This is a genomic window from Nocardia cyriacigeorgica NBRC 100375, assembly GCF_000308555.1.
Taxonomy (GTDB): Bacteria; Actinomycetota; Actinomycetes; order Mycobacteriales; family Mycobacteriaceae; genus Nocardia; species Nocardia cyriacigeorgica.
The window spans coordinates 1-17,004 of sequence record NZ_BAFY01000320.1 but is presented as its reverse complement, the minus strand read 5'-3'; the positions used below and the strand labels follow the sequence as shown (position 1 = coordinate 17,004).

General features: G+C 65.9%; 17 protein-coding genes. 2 read left to right on the top strand and 15 right to left on the bottom strand.

Annotated features, from left to right (window positions below; translation table 11 throughout):
* Positions 1-61 precede the first annotated feature (61 nt).
* The 4 genes from RJ05_RS30400 to RJ05_RS27100 all read right to left on the bottom strand — a co-directional run bounded on the left by RJ05_RS30400 (position 62) and on the right by RJ05_RS27100 (position 3,271).
* A complete protein-coding gene (locus RJ05_RS30400) occupies positions 62-247 on the bottom strand; it encodes a hypothetical protein (protein ID WP_081597570.1) in 186 nt (61 codons plus the stop codon).
* Between the two features lie 43 nt (positions 248-290).
* Positions 291-506, bottom strand: coding sequence for a hypothetical protein (locus RJ05_RS27110; RefSeq protein ID WP_036542395.1), 216 nt, complete (start codon positions 504-506; stop codon positions 291-293).
* Between the two features lie 33 nt (positions 507-539).
* Positions 540-2,357 carry an IS481 family transposase gene (locus tag RJ05_RS27105; protein ID WP_081597571.1) on the bottom strand — a complete coding sequence of 606 codons (1,818 nt, stop codon included), beginning with the start codon at positions 2,355-2,357 and terminating at the stop codon, positions 540-542.
* A gap of 275 nt (positions 2,358-2,632) precedes the next feature.
* The gene (locus tag RJ05_RS27100; protein WP_138445786.1) at positions 2,633-3,271 is read right to left on the bottom strand and encodes a hypothetical protein; all 639 of its coding nucleotides are present in this window, start codon (positions 3,269-3,271) and stop codon (positions 2,633-2,635) included.
* Positions 3,272-3,692: 421 nt separating this feature from the next.
* On the opposite strand from RJ05_RS27100, the gene RJ05_RS32560 reads away from it, so the two are divergent.
* Positions 3,693-4,085: a DUF6283 family protein gene (locus tag RJ05_RS32560; RefSeq protein WP_249040601.1), complete on the top strand. Its 393-nt coding sequence runs from the start codon at positions 3,693-3,695 to the stop codon at positions 4,083-4,085.
* A 151-nt stretch (positions 4,086-4,236) separates the two neighbouring features.
* On the opposite strand, the gene RJ05_RS27090 is transcribed toward RJ05_RS32560, so the two are convergent.
* The 5 genes from RJ05_RS27090 to RJ05_RS27070 form a co-directional block, all read right to left on the bottom strand.
* A complete protein-coding gene (locus RJ05_RS27090; RefSeq protein ID WP_138445787.1) occupies positions 4,237-4,821 on the bottom strand; it encodes a hypothetical protein in 585 nt (194 codons plus the stop codon).
* Positions 4,822-4,905: 84 nt separating this feature from the next.
* Complete coding sequence (locus tag RJ05_RS27085; RefSeq protein WP_174343976.1) at positions 4,906-5,709, bottom strand: class I SAM-dependent methyltransferase; 804 nt, start codon at positions 5,707-5,709, stop codon at positions 4,906-4,908.
* A 349-nt stretch (positions 5,710-6,058) separates the two neighbouring features.
* Entirely contained in the window at positions 6,059-6,658 is a 600-nt protein-coding gene (locus tag RJ05_RS27080; protein WP_156090871.1) for a hypothetical protein, read from the bottom strand.
* Between the two features lie 132 nt (positions 6,659-6,790).
* Positions 6,791-7,114: a hypothetical protein gene (locus RJ05_RS32030; protein WP_211357661.1), complete on the bottom strand. Its 324-nt coding sequence runs from the start codon at positions 7,112-7,114 to the stop codon at positions 6,791-6,793.
* Positions 7,115-7,294: 180 nt separating this feature from the next.
* Positions 7,295-8,383 carry a DUF4192 domain-containing protein gene (locus tag RJ05_RS27070; RefSeq protein ID WP_036542382.1) on the bottom strand — a complete coding sequence of 363 codons (1,089 nt, stop codon included), beginning with the start codon at positions 8,381-8,383 and terminating at the stop codon, positions 7,295-7,297.
* Between the two features lie 193 nt (positions 8,384-8,576).
* On the opposite strand from RJ05_RS27070, the gene RJ05_RS27065 reads away from it, so the two are divergent.
* On the top strand, positions 8,577-9,092 hold the full coding sequence (locus RJ05_RS27065) for a hypothetical protein (protein WP_138445788.1): 516 nt from the start codon (positions 8,577-8,579) through the stop codon (positions 9,090-9,092).
* Between the two features lie 644 nt (positions 9,093-9,736).
* Here RJ05_RS27065 and RJ05_RS27055 read toward each other — a convergent pair.
* From RJ05_RS27055 to RJ05_RS31570, 6 genes are all read right to left on the bottom strand, one after another.
* On the bottom strand, positions 9,737-10,138 hold the full coding sequence (locus RJ05_RS27055) for a hypothetical protein (RefSeq protein ID WP_014349838.1): 402 nt from the start codon (positions 10,136-10,138) through the stop codon (positions 9,737-9,739).
* The gene (locus tag RJ05_RS27050) at positions 10,135-12,258 is read right to left on the bottom strand and encodes an integrase (RefSeq protein ID WP_036542375.1); all 2,124 of its coding nucleotides are present in this window, start codon (positions 12,256-12,258) and stop codon (positions 10,135-10,137) included. Before RJ05_RS27050 ends, RJ05_RS27055 begins: the two co-directional genes overlap by 4 nt.
* Entirely contained in the window at positions 12,255-13,997 is a 1,743-nt protein-coding gene (locus RJ05_RS27045; protein WP_014349840.1) for a hypothetical protein, read from the bottom strand. Before RJ05_RS27045 ends, RJ05_RS27050 begins: the two co-directional genes overlap by 4 nt.
* Complete coding sequence (locus RJ05_RS27040) at positions 13,997-15,499, bottom strand: site-specific integrase (RefSeq protein WP_014349841.1); 1,503 nt, start codon at positions 15,497-15,499, stop codon at positions 13,997-13,999. Before RJ05_RS27040 ends, RJ05_RS27045 begins: the two co-directional genes overlap by 1 nt.
* A gap of 27 nt (positions 15,500-15,526) precedes the next feature.
* Positions 15,527-16,054, bottom strand: a complete 528-nt coding sequence (locus tag RJ05_RS31175; RefSeq protein ID WP_130915580.1) for a hypothetical protein — start codon at positions 16,052-16,054, stop codon at positions 15,527-15,529.
* Positions 16,055-16,662: 608 nt separating this feature from the next.
* On the bottom strand, positions 16,663-17,004 hold a 342-nt coding region (locus RJ05_RS31570), incomplete at its 5' end, for a hypothetical protein (RefSeq protein WP_036542366.1).

Sequence of the window (17,004 nt, the reverse complement as noted above, 5' to 3'; positions counted from 1 at the left end):
CTAACGACGTGATGCCCTGGGCGCTACGCCGAGGGCATCACGAGAGTGGTTGTTGCTGCCGCTATTTCTTGCTAGACCCGCTGCTGTTGGCATTCGTCGCGGCCGCGGACTGGGCCCGGCTGGCGAATCCTGTTTTCGCGGTCGAGCTGCTGGGGTTTTTCGCCCCGGCGCTCTGAATGGCGGAGGCTCTGTCGGCGGTCATCTTGCCGCCGCCTGCGCCACCGCCCTTGCCACCGGATTTCGACATCGCGCTACCTCCTTCGATTGTTCGCCCATCCAAGACCAGGGTCTCACCGTGGTGGTTCGTCGTCGCGGATGATCTCGGCAATCACTTCGAAGGCTCGGAACAGGTATGCCTCGATCGCGGAGATGACGGCCGGGTCGGTGTACGCGGGCAGGCGAGCATGGATGTCGGCGAACATCCGGTCAACGTCGTTGTCGGTGACGTGGTAAGCGGGGGTGTTCATTTTGATCAGGTCCCGCAGAGCGGCGTGGTAGACAGCCATGAGTTCGTTGATGTGTGACGTCTCGAGACATCCTTACCCGTTTGTGATCGAGACATCGGTTCCCTTGGTCTGCCGTTTGTTCCAGGCTTTGAAGCGTGTGAGGGGCGCGGTGGTGGTCCTGGGGTGGACAGCGATTTCGGTATCGCCGTCGAGGATGCGGAAGTGGGTGTCTTCGGCGTAGATGGTGACGAGTTTTCCGGCGTGGGTGCGGCCGACGCGGAGCCGCTGACGGGCGACCATGATCACACCATCGAGCGGCACTCGTCGTTCTGCGCGTGGAGCGTGCGCTGGTGGCGATGGCGGCGGCGTTGTGGACTGCCTCGCGCCGCGTAGCTTCAACCGCTGGTTGAGCGTGATCGGATAGGGCCAGGATTTGACCAGGACGTCACTGACCACCGCGTGCATGGTGTGCCCGTCGAGTCGGAGGGTCACCTGCTGACCGACCAGGTGAGCATCGACGACCCAGGATTCGTTTCGGAACTGGAAGACGCCGTCACGACCGACAATTCGATCGACTTCGATGGTTGTGTTCTCCGGCATGCGGAGTCTGCCCCCGGGGTTGCCGGGCAATGCCGGCGCGGCTGGTTCCGGGCCGGCGGTTCGTGCGCCTCGCAGGCGAAGGTGGTGCAGGTGCTCGGCTTGCAGGCGAGATGCGAGGGTCTTGACGTGGTGGCCGTCGAGACTGATGTGCAGGCTGCGGTCGTCGGCCCAGATGGTGACGATGCGACCGGCCAGCATCGGTCCCACCCAGACCGACTGAGCTTGTGCGATGGTGATTACCCCGCGTGGTGGGACGGTGTGCTCGAACTCGACGGCCGTGGCTGCCGCGCCAGCCCGCGGCGCGGGGTCGATCACGGCGGGTAAGGGGTCGGGCTCGGCGGAAGGTTCGTGCCACTCCGACATCGGAACGGTGAGCGGTTGCGGTGTGGTGGGGCGGAACAGGCTTGCCGGGACGGCCATGCCGAGCGCCTGGTGTGGGCGGGTGTGGTTGTAGGCGTGGACCCAGCCATCGATGGCTTCCTGGGCGGCATCGAGGGTGTCGAACCCTGTCACCTCGTCGAGGAACTCGGTGCGCAGGGTCTTGTGGAAGCGTTCGATCTTGCCCGTGGTGGTGGGTGAGCGGCGTTTGGTCAGCCGCTGGCCGATGCCGTTCTCGCGACAGACTCGTTCGAACAGGACCTCGGCGGGGAACGGTCGGGTGAACCGGCCGGTGAACTGCTTTCCGTTGTCGGTCAGCACTTCTGAGGGAACTCCGTAGCGGCGCATCGCTGCGGTGAAGGCTTCGACTACCGCACGGCCGGTGGGTTTGACGACAAGGTGCGCGATCACGATGTATCTGGAGTGGTCGTCGATGCCGGTGACCAGCTTGCACTCGCGGCCGTCGGCGAGGAACACGCCGCCGACGAGATCCATCTGCCACAGCTGCATCGGTGCTTCCCGCTGCCAGCGCTTGTATTTGCGGCGGCGCTGCTGATCCTGGCCGCGCACCAGCCCGTTGCGGACCAGTACCCGATGCACCGTCGCAGGTGACGGAGTTGGCTCGACCCCGCGGCGGGTGAGTTCGTGCACGATCCGGCGGGCGCCCCATCGGCGGTGCAGGCGCCGCATTTCGCAGATTGCTGCTTCGATGTCGGCCGAGAGCCTGCGCGGGCTGTGGTGCGGACGGCGCGATAGCTCCTGGAGTCCGGCGATGCCGAACTGCTCGTAGCGCCGCCGCCAGGCGGTGACCGTCTGCCTGGTCACGCCGTACCGGCTGGCGACTTCGCCAACAGGATGCCCGTCCCGAACCTCGAGGACGGCGCGATATCGCTGCTCGCTCAACACCTTCGCGCGTTCTGCGCGTTCGTCGATCTCGTCAACTTCGGAATGCACAGAACATGATCAGCACATCCACGGGCAGGTGAAGGATGTATCGAGAACAAAACGGTGGGTATGTGTTGAGACGCTACACATCACAGGACAAACGCCGCACCGGAACAGGCTGCGGTGCAGCGGAAAGCGCGACCGTGAGCACGGACGGCCGACAGCGGACGCGGGAGAGAAGCCAGAACCACCTGTCCTCGCGCGGTGCGGCAGCCAGGCAGTCGCCTGGGTCGAGCAGCTCGGGGGGTGTGGTCGCGACGCGGTCAACTCCGGCTTGCCGGTGTGCTGGCATTACGCGGAGCTGTCTCGACGGCGTCGCGGCCGAGGATCGCGGTGATCGCCTGCGCGAGCTGGTGCAGGTCGATGATCAACTGATCACCGCGGGATTCGAATTCCGGAGACCAGCCGTGCTCGTCGACCAGACGGTCCAGCGCTCGATCGAACACCTCGCGCTGCTGGGTGGGCGTCAACTTCTGCCAGAGCTCCTCGACTCGATCGGGCAATCGCAAATCTGAGCGGATCCAGTAGTCCCAGTTGCAGGTGATCAGTGCGGCCTCGACCGCGTGGCGGGCATCGGAGTCGTCGATGTAGTGCTCGGCGTAGAGGGCTTCGAGGTCTGCGGCGAGCGCATCCGGGAGCTCGGCGGCCAGCCCGTTGCCGTCGAAGGCGACCCCGTCGAATACCACCACGGCCAGCGAGCGCGACAGGCTGTTACTACGCCAGGTGAGCGATCCATCATGGGTGCTGGTGAGGTATTCGACATTGGCCAGCTGTATCCAGTCGTCGCCGGTCATGTCTTGGTGCACCGTGTGCTCGAGGACCAGGTCGATCCGGGTTCGTCGGGCATGGTCGCCGAGTTCAGCGATCAGTGCCACGAACTCGGCCAGCGAGCCGATCGTCATCGAACCCGCGTGCGGGCCCGACACAGAGACCTCGATCTGATGGTGGTTCTCGGTTAGGGACGTGACGAGTTGGTGTCCGTACATGGGTGTCCTCATTCGGGAAACGGCTGGAAGGGGTAGTGACGGCGGTCTTGACCGGTCCGCGATACTCGTTGCGGCACATCGGCGGTGTTCGGAGTTGCCGCGGCCGCTGGAGTTGTCCTCGACCGGGCACTGGCCTACGGCGCGCCGGAGCGCACCGCATGTGCGCACTTGATCCATTGCCCAGTGCTGGAGCCAGCCACCGGATCGAACATGGGCAACCCGTTCAGGCACGCCTCGGGTGCGGGGGTTCTAGGCGGTTCGTGTGGACTCGGCGCTGGGTGGGCCGTAGCCTTCGATCTGCTGCCCGCTGCTGATCTCACGACCCGGGGGAAGTTCTGTGGCCTCACTTCACACGGACGAATCATCGGCGGAACCGCTGCGCCATCGTCGGCGTCCGTGTGCGGAGTGCCCGTGGCGCCGCGATGTCGCGCCTGGACAATTCAGCGCCGAGCGCTTCGCTGACATGGCGTGCACACGTGGAGGCCCGGGCCGAGAAGCAGGCCTCGATGCGCCGATGTTCGCCTGCCACAAATCCGCGGAAGGGTACGAGCAGGCGTGCGCGGGCTGGCTTGCTGCGGTCGGCTATCACCATCTGGGCGTACGCCTGGCGATCGCCGCGGGCCGCCTCGATCCAGACGCTCTCGAGCCCGGCGATGGATGGCCGAGGCTATTCGAGTCGTACGCGGCAATGACGACGGCTCAGGCACGTCGGCACCGCAGCAGCGACTGACCGACAGCCAGGAAACACATCCCGCCGAGATCTTGGCCCCGCGGTGATACAGAGCGGCTCGTGCCCACCGGACTGATCAGTTTGCTGCACGTCGGTCTCGTGGACAGCGGGATCCCAACGGGGCTGCAGCGAGTGACCCCGCCCGGAGGGTTCAGATGACGCCGATCAGGCCAGCACCGGCAAGGCTGGCCTGCTGGCGCAACTGACGCTCGTGAGCTCGCAGGGCGGCGCGCCAGTCGGCTTCGGCGGCCTCGCGATCGTAGTAGCCGGAGCAAGAATCGACGTGGCTGCCGTCGGGTCCGGTCAGGCACCATTCGAACGCTTCCCCGGCAAGCCATTGCCGATAGATTGCGACCTCGACGCGGGCGATGTCGGTGTTCCCGGTCAGCGCGTACCAGGTCAGCCAATCCGATTGGCAGGCTGTGGCATACCCGCTGCCGGAGATCAGCCGGTATGGGCTGCCCGTGATGGCCCGCCACATCGCGTAGCGCCGAACCACCGCATCGGAATCCCCCCGATGCTCGCCGAGGAAATGCGCCGCGGCTCGTGTGTGTGGCACGGTGCTCGCCACGATCTCGTCAACGGCAGTAGCGCCACCTCGGTTCATCAGCAGCAGCGCGTGATTGCCATCCCAACTTCGAGGGCATTCGGCATCCGGATCGCGTGGAAAGCGCACTCGGTAGACCCGGCCGTCGCCTACCGCAACCTCTACAGGCTCACAAACATCCATATCCACGGATCTCCTTGAATCAGATCGTAGTGAAGCCTCGCGCAATCAATCGCGCGGCCAGCGTGCTGCCGGCCAGCTGGCCACTGGTGGTCAGGCGGCCAAGGATTGTGTCGTCGCGGGCGGCGACGACTCGCGTGCGCCGGCGAGGGTGATGAAGTCGCAGGTGACGACTTCGGTGGCGACGGTCGGGTGGTGCCAGTCGTCGTGGTAGCCGCTGGTGTCGATTCCGCAGCTGGGGTTCAGGGTGATGGCTGTGGCGGCGTGGAAACGCTCGTATTCCGTATCAGCGCAGCCGTACTGCATCCGCGGCTGTCCGCTGTAGCGAAACGGCGCCGAGGACTGCGGAATCAGGAACACACCGTGGCGAGCCACCCGTGCTGCGACCGTGATCGCGTGGTACTCGAATCGCGGACCGCGATAGCCCGGCGCATCACAGCGGCGGGCGACCGCGCCGAAGGGCGGGTTGGCGATCGCGGTGTCGAACAACGGCATCCGCTCCAGATGCACGCGCAACAGATCACCACACAACCACCGCGCCTCGGGCAACACCTTACGGCCCACCCGCACGAACACAGGGTTGCGCTCCACACACACCAGTTCCCGCCCGGGTTCGCCGTTGGCCCGGCCCCACAGATCACGGCACGCGAACGCCAGCCGGCCGATTCCCGCACCCAGATCGATCAGACGACGACCCACGACCTCGATCGACATATCACGCGCCAACCCGGCCGGTGTGAAGAACGCCCCCTCCGCGGATTGACCGCTGTGGCTGGACTCCTGAAAGTTGGCCAGAACGAACAACTTCTCGTCCTCACACAACTCCCGCCGCAGCTCCACCAACGCGCACGCCTCACGATGCGCCGCAGCAACGCGCTTGGACAACTTGCCCACCATTGACCTCCCACTGGTAGATGTATGAGCTGGCCGCAGATACGCCTCTATCAGAGGTCCTCAGCGCTCTGACCGAACTCGTCAACGCGGGAGTCGAACGGCACACCGGCACCGGCGTTGTGTGGTGATGTGCGACCGCCCGAACGGCGGCCGGACAGCCTGTCCTCTTCGCAGGCAGATCAGTCCCGGTGCACCGACGACCGTTCGTACCCGGTCGAGACCGCTGGCGGTCCGCCGGGAACAGGACATGCCACATCCCGGGCGCGGTTCGCACGGCGAGAAAGGCAGCCTCCCAGCGAGACCACGAGTTTCGATCGCCCACATTCAGGGCAGTTTCCCGACCTGGTTGTTCTCAGGCGGCCGCGCGGCGGTCGGTGGCGTGTGCGAATCGGCAGTTGACGGGTTCGTCGTGGTGGCGGCCGCGGCAGGTGATGTCGGTCAGGGCCCGGTCGCGGACAGCGAGTTTCGTACGGGTCCAGTTCTCGAGGTCGTCGATCTCGGAGGCGGCGATCGCCTCGTAATGGACCTCGACCGATCCCAGCGCATTCAGCGCCGGAAACCCGGCGAGTTTCCACATGCGCACATACAGCCCGAACGCGGCGGTGTTCAACGGAGCCGCGTGACTGGCCTGCACCAGCGACAGCGCCGCCTCTGCGGCGGTCGCAAGTGTCGTGTCGGCTCCGGCGGCGATGCGGTCGAGCAGTTCACGACAGTGTGATCGGTAGACGAGCTCCTGGCTCATCAGGTCATGGGTGGGCGCCAGGAGCCCGAAGCTGTGATGCAGCACGTCACGGTGATACTGGTGTCGCCGCTGGCCACGCCGGATCTCGTCCTCGGCCCAGTCGAACTGGTCGAAGGTGGCGTCCATGGTGCGGGCGAATTCGGCGCCGGCCTCGCTGAACACGCCAGCGAACGCTTCGATGATCGATCTTGGCGGTGTCCGCGGACCCATATTCACTCTCCTCGTTGTGGCAGGCCGCAGCGGGCCGAACTCGACGTCGGTGGGCTGGGGACTTGAAGGCTTTGAAGGGCAACGTCGTTCGTTGCCGCAGGCAGCGTGCAGATAGTTCGTGGTGGGTTTCGGTCAGCGGGCGCGGCACGCGGGGCAGAGGCAGTGGGTGTCACCGCAGTCATCGGTGGCTGCGTGGTCATCGATCCACTGCGCGGCAGGACCCGGGCAGCCCAGCTCGCGCAGGAATCCGGCCACCGCTTCGACTTCCCGGCAGGTCGTGCGGGTTGCGATGTCGGAGACGAAATCTCCCGCAGTCAGGACCGCGAGCAGAGCGTCCAAGGCGGCAGACAGCCGCGACAACACCACTTCCGCGGCCTTGATGCCGGCAAACACTCCGGCGGGCTCAAAGCCTCCCGGTGAAGGCGAAACCGAGGGCATGATTTGCTGTTGAGACAAGAACGCCTCCTCGATGAGAAATGCATCTGCGGTGGTATTGCGTCCGTCGTCGAGCCGCCAGAGAGCGTGGCGGGTGCCTCATGTCGGCGCGGCCGCAATGAGGGCGATAAGGCGACGATCTGTTCGATAACGGGTGTGGGTCAATGGGCCTGGGTCCGGCCAGGGTGTCCCGCGGGCTTGTCACGTCGACGACTGGGGGATCTCGACTCCCAGGGCGGCTGCTCGTCGTGCGGATTTGTGGGCCAGCCGCAGCAGCTTCTGTGGTGGGATCGCGACCTCGATCGCTGCATCTAGGAGGACCGCGATCTCATGGTGCGGGTTGGCCCCGAGGGCGATGCCGACGGCGATCGACGCGAGGACCGTATCGCCCCGCACAGCGGCACTGTAGGCGAGTAAGACCGCTGCATGTGCCCGGTGGGGTCCCGTGAGCCCGCGAACGAGCAGCACCCACGTCGCCTCAGCCGCCGCGGCGCAGGCAGTGTTCGCCACAGCGAACAAACAATCGCGAACGCTGCTGTCACCGATCAAGTCAGCCAAGCGAGCCAGCTGAGCAGAACTCAGAGGGCGTCCTTCCCGGCAGCTGAGCAGCTCGAGCGCCGCACGAAGGCTCTGCCGAGGGTGATCCTCGGCTGCGTCATGGTCTGGTGATCGCCGGTATCCCGGTGCGGGTAGATCGGGATCCGCAGCGGTGGTGGTGTGCTGGCGGATCTGCTCGATCAGCTCGCGGTCAGGTGCCAGAGACTGCACCAGTGCCTCCCGGCTGGGATACACCTCCTGGCCGCGCTCGGCCCGCTCGCACGTGGCTGGATCCTGCAACGGGTCCTCGATCACACCGCGCTCGGGTGAACCACACAACGTGAACCATTCGGCGCCAGCGACGATATCGCTGATACCCCAGACCGCGATCAGTGGTACCGGACCGGCACCGGCATCGAACCCCTCGACCAACGCATCGACCAGTTCACGATGCCCCGCCGAACCCCGCGATCCGGGATCGGCGCTGGCGAGCCGGTCGTCGACAATGAGAGCAGCTACAGCGGAGGCGTTCGCGTTCGTGGCCAGACGCCGTGCGTCGGCCAACATGGTGGCCGACGGCGCGTCCACCGGCCAGGTGACAAATAGCGACTGCACCCATTGTGGCTTCTCATCCAGAGCCGGCGCGACGGCCATGAGCAACACCAGACGCCGGTGCGGCCAGTACCCCAGCGCACCCGGAACCGACGCGATCAACCGCGCGGGCACGAAAAAGCGGTCCAGATCGACTTGCATGTGATGTCCTTCCCGGAGACGAGGGTGCGAATGTTGGACGGCGGAAGCAGCAGCCCGGCAGATCGATATGGGAGATCGTGGCCATCACGGACCATTCGGGGTCGTTCGTGGCTAGGTCTATTCGTCAGCGGGCCGGGGAGCGTGCGTAGTATTGGTGGCGGGAGAACAGGCAGACCGGTCACGGTGGAAGGCCATGCCCATGTCGTCGAAGCCGACACGCTCGTCGCGCAAAACGCGTCCCCCCGAACTCATCCAACGACTCGAACGCTCACGTGAACGCGAGCGCCGCCGCAAAGACGAAGCACGGGAACGCGAACGCGTGATACGCGCCGCGATCAAGACCTACATCTCCGAATGGCACGCGATCACCGAATGCGAAGCGCAACTCGACACCGAAGTGACCGCGCTACGGCAGCGGATTCAGGTAGCCGAAGAACGTGCCGGACGAGAGAAAGCCGAACACCACGCCCTGCAAGCCGCCGCAGCTGCCCGCATGCGTGAAACCGGGCTGACAGAAGTCGAGATCAGCGAGCTACTTGAGACTTCCCCGAAACACGTACGCCAGCTACTGGCGACTGCACGTGCGACTCAGGACAGTGACGGTGGTGCGAGCCGCAGCACTGATCGCGCAACATTCACAGTACCGAGAGACAACAAAACGGTAACCGAACCCAATTCTCCCGGCAGTCCGACCAGCAGCGGCGGTTAATGTTCGAACAGCGTCAGCGCAGGAGCTGACAATTCCGGAGCGGTCGCGCACCCTCCATCACCGCCGTGCTCCCGGAATTAGGGGCGGTAGGCGTCAAACTCAGACCTTCTGGATACCGCTGGCTTGCCAGACGCACCAGCGGAATTGCTGAGGTGCCAGCGCCTGACGAGCAGGGATACCTGGCGCGGGAGAATATGGCCAGTAGGCATGGCCGCAGCGGTGTTCCCTGTCAAGTCTGGCTGTGTTGCCGAACGGACTGACGAGAGGTCGTTGCCGAGACTGAGCTGCCCGAATTCTCCGCCTGTGTTGTCGGTGCCCGACCGTATGGTGGTCGCGTGACCGATATAGCCCCACTCGCCGCTTCGACTCGGGCGGTGTTCGGTGCGCCGGGCGTGCATGCTGTCGTGCGGTCCGGGCGGACGGTTCATGCGGTCCGCCTCGGGCAATGGGTCGGGGACGAGGAAGTGCCCGAACTTCTCTGTCACACGGGTGTCGCGGGCTGGTCGCCGACAGCGTTGGCACCGACTAGAGCGGAAGTCACCTGCGCTCGATGCCTGCGCCGGATCGGTCAGTCCAGCACTGTGTCCCGGCAGCTGCTGCTGTTCGGCAACGACGAGGAACCCGCCGCGGCCGGATAGCGGGCATCAGTTCGTCTCGGGATTGAGCGGGATGACGGTTCGCATGCTGCGCCCGGACGTGTGGGTAAGGCGGTCGTTTTCGACGGTGAGGACGTTGACGATTCGCGCGAATGCTTCGACGGATTGTTCGAGCTCATGGATCTTCTTGCGGGCTTCGGTGAGTTTGCGCCGGGTGGAATCGAGTTCGTCGCGCAGTTGCTGTTCGCTGGCGGGGGTGTGTCCTTGCGCGCGGACGCGGGCGTAGAACTCCTCTTTGAGGTCGGTGTGGCGGTGGGTGAGGACGTGGCGTTTGACGTCGGCCTCGGCGGCCAGGGCGACGACGGTGAGAGCGCCGTCGGATCGTAGCGGGGTCCCGGCCAGCAGCCGGTCGATCGCGGCGCGGATCTGGCTGCGTTGGTCGGTGGTCATCGTGGCTCCGGATCGGTGGTTGTGATGCGGGTGCGGTCGTGGGTGTCGGCAAGCTCGATCAGTGAGGCGGCGCGGTGTTTCAGCCGCTCGGCGACAGGCTGCGGGACGAGCGGCGAATCAGCCTGGGCGCGGATCTGGTTTGCCGCTGTGCGTAGTTGTCGGGCGTGGGTGTCGGTGCGGGCGATGTTCGAGCAGTTGGTGTGGCAGCGGTCCAGGCTCGGTGTTGGGGTGGGCCCGCTGGCGTTGGCGGGGTTGCAGAGGGCCTTGCCGGGGTCGTAGTTGCAGGCGAGGTAGGCGTCGGCGTTGTCGAACACGGTCAGCGCCGGATCCGCCAGCAGGGCTTTGGCCTGCCGGGGTGTGGTGACCAGACCGCCGAAGCGGTCGTGCTGCTCGTGCGCGGCGCGGATCAGCCGCCGGGCGGCGGGCCCGGAGACGCCCTCTCCGTGGTCGAGGGCGTCGTGGACCTCGCTGAGTTGTTCGGCGACCGCGCGAGCGGTTTCCAGGTCCAGCAGCTCGTGGATGCCGTCGCGTTGGCGGGTGGCGTAGCCCTCGCTGATCACCGTGCGCATGTGCCCGTATTGGACCGCGAGGGCGACCAGGCCGCCGGGTCGGCGGGCGATGTGCCAGGCCAGGCTCCGCCGGAACCGGGCGGTGCCGATGTTGCCGTGCGGGTCGGCAGGGATAGCGACCCCGCGGCCGTGCTTGGCGGTGTGCTCGTTGACCCAGTCGACGAAACCCTCGACCCACTGGACGACGGTGCCGCGAACCGGCGACCGGCCCTGCCTTTCACCGCGCTGGGCGGGAAACAGTAGTCCGGCAGGGCCGTTGAGGCGTTCCAGGACCCTGATGGCGGTGACCACGGGTGGAACTGCAACCCAGGGGACTTCGCGCAACTCACCAGCGGAGCGATGATTGCCGTCGGCGTCGCGGGCGGTCTTGAAATGCCGTGCATGGATGAGATGGCGACGGCCGCCGGAGCTGTCGTCGCGGCCTGGCCGTGGTTCGGGGCAGCAGCCGACTTCGAGGGCGAGTACTTCGCTCGGGCGCATCCCAGTCAGGTAGGCGATGACCACGAAGCACGCGGTGGTCAGCAGCCGGACGAATGGCTCGACCTGGTCGAAGTCGATGGCGCTGACCCAGGGATCGCCCTCGATCAAGCCGGTGATCGGGATGTCGAGCGGACAACGTCCGGGGTTGGTCTTGCGATAGCGCTGCCAGCGTGGAGTCTTCAGAACGCGGTGGACCTTCTTGTGCGGGGTGCCGGTGATCGCGGCGACATAGGTGGCCGCGGCGCCCGATCGGAGGGTGGTATGCGTGGGCAAGGGTTTCCCGGTTGCCTCCAGATCTGCGAGGTAGGCGATCAGTGCCGGCGGCGTTCCGCGGGGCAGGTCGGTGTCGGGTGTCTGGGCGACGACTCGCCGCAGTCGTTGTTCCTCGGCTCGGGCCGCGAGGATGTCGTCGGCGAACTCTTCAGTGAACTTCAATGCCCAGATCAGCAGCGGACCCATGGTGGCCGGGCTGATCGGCTCGGTCGAGTTCTCACCGGCGGCAGTGGCCGCGGGCAGATAGTCGTCGAAACCTTCGGTCTCCCAGGGCGGGACGCCGATGCGCGAGCGGGTCGGCAGGTAAGGCGCGAACGCGCGGAGCCGGGTCAGCGCGATGAGGTGGCTCGTGGCGGTGTTGCGCGCGACTTTACGGGTCTTGACCACGTAGTTTCCGTAGTCGGCAAGGACATCGGTGGTTGCTTGGGCCAGTTCGGTGATGCCGCGCTCGCTGAGCCAAGTTGCGAATACCCGCCAGGTCATGGCGGTGCCGAACATCCGTTGAGGGCTCAGCCGCGCCCGCATTGTCGAGCCTCCACGAGTGAGCACCGTGTCCGGGACCGGGAAGTTCAGCAGCGCCCAGACCGCGTGACGGAACTGCTCACGCAACTCCGCAGGGAAAGTCTGCCACTGAATCCGGTCGCTGGTAGTCGACGGATTGTCACTGATGAATGTCAGCGACCAGACCGGATCACCGAATCGGGGGATGAGCTCGCGGCGTTGTTCGGTGACCGTTGCCGGATCGACCACCGGATCGGCGGGAGCGGGCAGAGCTGGTTGCCGCCATGGTGCGGTCACGAGTCGAACCCCTTGCGCAGCAACAATTCGATGGACGTGCGGTCGCTGGCGTTGACCGCCTTCAGCGCGTCGGCCCATTCTGCTGCGGTGAACGAACTCTCCTTGAGCTGGGTCAGCCGGCTGTGGTGCTCGCGCCAATCGTGCTCCCAGGTCCGGGTGGGTAGAACGGTGCGCAGGCTTTCCAGTGCCTGGTGCAAGTAGGCCAGGCGCGGCAAATGCCGCGGTGTGACCACCGCGTTGGCGCAGGCCAGGCAGAGCAGAAACGATGCCCGGCAAGGCGATCCGTGCGGGCTGAACGGGCTGTGAGTGTAGTCGCCGCAGTTCGCCGTGGCAGTGTCGGTGCCGACGTCACCTGCGCAGGAATCATCGGTAACTCTCGCCGCGACAACAGCTTTAGCGTGGTCGACGGCATCGGCGATCCCCTCGGCGATCACCGCTTCGGCGCGCCGGTGCGTGGCCGGATCACGCAGAACGTAGACGCGGTCGTGAACGTCGAGGCTGTGCTGAGTGGGAGTGCGCCGATGCAGGACGGTCACCGTGCGCCGCAAACGACGCAGATTCAGCTCCCCGGCCCCGGTCACCTGGCTCCATCGACGGAAGACCGGGTTGACGATGCCGATGCCGGTGCGCAGCAGCGCAGCGCGATCGTTGACCAGCAGAGGAAGATGAACGTGCCAGACGATGAGCAGATCGGTCGCAGCGCCGTGAGCACGCAACAGGTCACGGGCTGGGGCGGTGGCCTCGATCGCGCGGGTGAACAGCCGTCCTGGCGAGTTCGGGCCCCAGTCGGTCAGATTGCGGGTCTCGTAACGATGAGCCGTGTGACGCCGCCGTTTCTCCAGCTCGGCCCGATAGACGATCGGCTCACCCGGCGCTGACGCGGACAGCACTTGCGGAACCACCATCTCCGAGACGGCCGTGAGATTCCAGCCGTGAGCACTCACGATCAGCGTCACCAGCGAGACCATCTCGACCCGGTCGAGAAACAGCCGCCGCCAGGTCCATTCCGAGCTGGTCCCGCCCAGCGCATCCAGGTAGGGCTCGACGACCCGACGACGTCCGTCCGCGCCGACATCAACAGGAACATCCCCGGTCCGCGCCAAATGGTCGAGCGCTTCACCCAGCACCCACTCGCGGCTGCCGTCGTCGAACGCGCCCGACCGCCAGGCATCCAGATGCGCCCGATTCTCGGCGATCCGCTGCCAGGCCCGCCGGAAGTGGCCGGCCGCAGCCTGTCTGATCTCCTCGAATTCCTCCGGCGAATACGCCGATTCCGTGGCACCCGAGTAAGCAACCCGTCGCAGCACCGCCTCGCGAGTCGCCTCGGGAAGCTGATCATCGCGCTTCAGCAGTGCTGCGATCTTGCGAATCTGTCTTTGTCCCAACGTCTTATTCGCGCGACTGACCCTCCACTGGTTCCAGACCGCCGGCGTGATGTCGGCGATGGACTGTGGTGCGGGGTCCAGTTGCGCGAGCCACCGGGTGAACGTGCGGACCAGGAACCACACCTCCGTGCTCGTGGCCGTCGATCGCCATTCCCCCGGTGGGTAGATCCGGCTCGCAAACGCCGCAGCGAGAGATCGCTGCAACGCAGCCGACACCGGCAACGCACCGAAGTCGAAGATCGCCCGCTGATCACCCTTCTCGCTGATGTGCGTGACCACCGCAGCGGCATCGTCGAGCACCGATGGCCGCCGGTGCCCTTCGGCCGGCAGCCCGGCGTGCACTCCTCGCGCCATCAGCCGGCCACCTCGGCATCGAGGATCCGCTCCGACGCCGCCGCCAGCTTCGCCAGCAGTTCGGCGACATCCGGATCGTCGTCCTCGATCAACAGGGACCGCACCTCCAGGTCCGAGACCGGGGCCAGGTAAATATCGCGGGTAACCTGTTCGCTCGCGTGCCCGAGCAGGTCTTTGACCATCCGCCAGGGCGACATGTAGAGCAGCATGTAGTCGCGGCGTTCCTCGGGCGTCAGATCCAGCCGCATGTCCAGCGCCCGATGCAACGCCACCAGCATGTAAAGCGCGAACGAATGCCGCGCCATATGCGGCGTCGCGAACGGCGGATCCGGCACCACCCCCGCCAGCGTCACCGCGCAACGCCGCGATGCCGCCCGGAACACCGCCTCCCAGGAATGGGCACCGAACGGGGTCCCGTCCTCGGCAAGCCACAACCACAGCGGCTCCAACCCGCTATCACTCTGGACGAACAGCCGCCGCCGCTCGTCCGGCTCCAGCGCATCGATCCGGCGTTCCCCGGTCCGGCCGTGCCGGTCGCGCCAATGCAGCACCCGTTGCTGCCACCCGGACTGCTTGACGACCAGCCAGATATCGTCCAACGCGTCGTAACGGCCTGCGGTTTGCGCCCGCCGGATCGCCCCCCTGCGGGTCGTAGCGCAATACGCCTCGACCTCCCGCAGCACGGTCGCGGAGATGTAGAACGTGCGGGCCCGCTTGCTCTTGGCCACCGCCGCTGCCAGCCGCGCCTCGACGTACCGCTGCGGCGTATTCGCCGAGGCAGGCAGCTCGATCGTCAACAGCGACCCGCCCTCCCCGAGCCGCAATCCGCTGCTCAACAGCAGGTCGGCGAACGCGGCATTGCGGTCGTCGTGACGGCCGCGCCAGGACGGGTCCATGCGGCCTTCGGCGGTGTAGCCACGCAGCCCGACATCGCGCCACAACCGAAACGCCCTGGGCGTCAACCATTTCACGTTCGAGGAACGGACGTCCTTCGCTCGCGCCTCGGCCACCTCCACCAGGTCCCCGTAGCGGTTGCGGACCGTCTTGACCCCGACCGGGCTCTCGGCCACAAACCCCTGCTTGACCGCCCACCCATAGAGCCGACTCAGCGCCGCCAACTCCCGGTTCCACTTCGAGCCGCTGATCCGCCGCATGTTCCGCGGCGACCGCCGCCGCCAATCCTCGAAGTCGAGCAAATCATCGTAATCTGCTGCATCCCAGTACTTCCCGCGGCTCCACAAGAAATTGAAGAACACCCGATAATCCGTGGTGTACGAGCGCTTCGTCGCCTTGCGAAGGTTCGCAAACGACGACCGGCCGAAGTAGCGCGTCAACCGCGCATCCACCCGGAAGTCCGGATCCACCATGAACGGGTCACCCGGATCCAGCCCGAAGGACTCCTCCCGCTCGACAAGATCCCGCCACTCATCCAGCAGCGGATGCTGACCGGACGGAGCAGCCAGCTCCGCGGAAACCCAATGCACCGTCCACAACCTGGACATCACCCTCCTCTATGTACTGCAACATGATCAGCTGCAACACACGGAGTTAATAAGGAATCGGTGGCAGTAGAAACCCGCTCGCCAGATTTCATTGGCGCGCGGCCGCACCCGCAGGACTCGCCAGTTGTGCAGGCTTCGCCGCACTGCGGCACCGGCAAGTAGTGAAGCAGGAATAGCCCAGATGCCGGGCACCAGTGCAGCGCCAACCAGGGTACTGACGGAGTGCGCCGCACCGGGCTCGGTGGGCTGGTAGGTCCTGTAGGCGTCGACGGCTGGCACCACCATCAGCAGTGCCATAAGCAGCAACACTGATGCGATGAGAAATAGCCGACCAGTCGGACGAGTCTCTGGCTCGCGGGCCAGGCTGGCGGCCAACGCCGAGGTTTGCGTGCGTTCAACCGTGGCAGTTCCGATCACGGGGACCAGCCCGCTCGCGGCTAAACCCGTCCCGCTGTATATAGCGGTGGAATAGTCGGTTGATACGCCTTGTGAACAAAGAGCGGGCACGCTCTGGACGAAATCAACCCGCCTGCACGTCGGACAGGTGATGTCCATAGTTACCTCCTTCGCTTATGTGCCGCACGGGAGACTCTGCGCCCGCCCTCCTGAACGCGTGGGTATATCCAACATGGCTTCGAATCCACTGTCGAGACTTAGATTGCCGGTAGGTTGCTGAGGGGCGAAGTTGTCGGCGTGTTGTGCATCCCGGGCGTGTCGTCTTTGCGAGACCTCAAAGGCCCCACCGTGTACGATGGTTCGTCGACTTGGAAGGTGAGGAGCCTGATCGTTGAGGGCCAGGGTCGTGGCGGCGCGCCGCCATGCGGCCAATCGGAACGTCTCAGAGGTGCGACGCAAGCGGCAATGCACCCGGATCCGAACCCGAACCACTCGCAGGAAACTCTCAACAAAGTTGTTCGTCGTCGGGTCGTACAGCGCCCCGATTAGTTGCGGAGAGTTGCGCCGCGTTTCTCGATAACACGAGGTCGGAGCCCATTTCGAGTAGTCGATCGTGGCTGACGGTTGTGCCCAGTTGTCGTGCGGCCAGATCCTCGGCAGGTTTCTGGTTCGAGTCCAGATGGGGGAGCCTACACAAGCCCTCCACCAGCGCAAGCAGGTGGAGGGCTTTGTGTTGTCCGAGATCATCGGAATCCGCTACCTCGCCGTCAGGCGTCGAGGGCGGCGGCGATCTTCGTGGCCATGGCCGTGACGGCGGGAGTCGCCGCCTTGTGGGAACTCGTGGCGGCCTCGATGGCGACCAGGATGGTGCCGCGGAAGCCGGCCGCCTCACCGGGCTGGGAAGCCAAGGCCGCCATGGCCGCGGTGAGCGCGGGCAGGACGTGGTCGGCGAGCTCGGCGGCGGTCTTGCCCGGCAGCCGGATGTCGCGGGACTTGGCGGAGAGAATATGTCCGGTGACCCCGGTGGCGGAGCTGAGGGCGGTGGTGCCCTGAGCGACGGCCTTGTGCGGGGCGCCGGCCGCGGCGAGGAGTGCGACGGCGCCATAGGC